At 38.4% G+C, this 1,611-nt stretch carries 3 protein-coding genes; all 3 read right to left on the reverse strand.

Translation table 11 applies throughout. From position 1 onward, the window contains the following. A partial coding sequence (locus ACFIJW_RS00415; protein ID WP_375632748.1) for a hypothetical protein occupies positions 1–216 on the reverse strand: 216 nt, incomplete at its 3' end. A 172-nt stretch (positions 217–388) separates the two neighbouring features. Next, entirely contained in the window at positions 389–772 is a 384-nt protein-coding gene (locus ACFIJW_RS00420) for a hypothetical protein (protein WP_375632750.1), read from the reverse strand. Next, on the reverse strand, positions 732–1,611 hold an 880-nt coding region (locus tag ACFIJW_RS00425; RefSeq protein ID WP_375632752.1), incomplete at its 5' end, for a hypothetical protein. The genes ACFIJW_RS00420 and ACFIJW_RS00425, both read right to left, overlap by 41 nt.

Here is a 1,611-nt window from a genome sequence, read left to right on the forward strand (position 1 = left end):
TATCCAAGCTTTCACTTGCGCCTTGGTACTGTAATCAACTTTCTCAGGTATCTCATGATACTGACCACCGTCAAATTCTTCGTATTCTCTTGATCCATCTTCGTATTCATAGAGATTGTAAAAATACTCAGCTACCCCTAATCCCCATGGGGCATGCCCCACCGCCGTTGCAACGAACTTTTTTCCCCCCTTCTGTTTACGTTTTTTTAAAAACATCCGGTTTAATATCCCCTATCTAAATCCATAACTTTACCAATGGGTTTATTTGCCTCAAAATGGACCGTACAGAAGCGTTTTTAATTTCAATGTGGTTTTTATCACAAAATCTTTAAATCGCTCTGTACGGTGCCTTTCTGTCAATTTAAACGCATATCTATTCTCAAAATCATCAGCAAACTTCACTACTTTGCTGTTTATCCTTCAATGCTTTTAAATACGATTTCATGACTGATGCTCCCGAAAAAAGCTCTGCTTTCAAATTTCTGCAATACTCTGCAAGCTCTGCTCCTGTTGGCATAAAGGTTTTCGATAATCCTTTTGCTTTTCCGCATATGATATCCTTAACAGCCTGCTTTAGAGCGTATTCTGAAGCATCTGATAAGGCTATGCTGTAATTTAAAGCGATAACATTAGGGTCTATATTTGCCGGTATTTTTAAACCAGAAAGCAAATAAGCAGCCGCCTCGATATGTTCAACCGTAACTTTCCGTGAAAGCAGTGCTTGTAAGCGATTACAGTCTTGCAAAACTTGCGCTTTCTCCTCCAGCGTCAACGGCTTTCCATGCATAGAGGTTGGAGGATACACACTCCGGTCCACTCTCTTGGCAAGTGCTTGCAAATGAACTGATAGCCTCTGTATCTCTGCTGCATTCTGATCCATAAGAATCGCTAGTGGTGATTGCTGATTTGAGTGTACTGAAGCTTTGTGAAAGGCTGTTTGTGAAGTTATTTGTTGAGAGCTTATAGCGTTCGTTTGCATATCGTTTCTCCTGTTCTAATTTCTTGGCGAGCGTTCCATTCTGGTTAATAATCCAACCACACCAAGCACTTTGCCAATCGCGATTGTTTGCATTTCGACATGGGTTGGCTTTCCAATGAAGTTTAAATCTTTCGAATTCTAATAACGCCTCATCATGCGTTAAGCCTTTATCGATTGCGTATTGCAAATCAGGTTCAAAATCTTCTGGTACGCTTCCAAGTTCTTTTTTCCCCTTACTTCGCTTGGCTTTTTTAGGAACGTTTTCTTGCTCGTGAATGGGAGGTTGGTTGTCTGATGATGTTGCGATTTGATTTGGTTCGCTTTCAATCGCATCAACCTCGATTGGCTCTTCAATCAAATCGATTGTTTCTAAATCTTCAAAATCAATTTCTTTTTTTAATAAAACGTTAGTTTTATTTTTTTTATATATGTTAATGTTAATGTTATTGTACCCTCTTGAAGAATCTTGAAGACATCTTGAAGAATCTTCAAGACTTCTTAAAGAATCTTGAGGCTTTCTTAAAGAATCTTCTTGATTTTTATGTTTCCTCGTATTGGCGGCTTTTGCTGCTCTTTCTGCAAACTTATTTAAAGTTTCGTCTGAATTTTTTAATTCTTCTTCAACATCTGAA

Source organism: Bartonella sp. MM97QHHN, assembly GCF_042194285.1.
Classification (GTDB): domain Bacteria; phylum Pseudomonadota; class Alphaproteobacteria; order Rhizobiales; family Rhizobiaceae; genus Bartonella.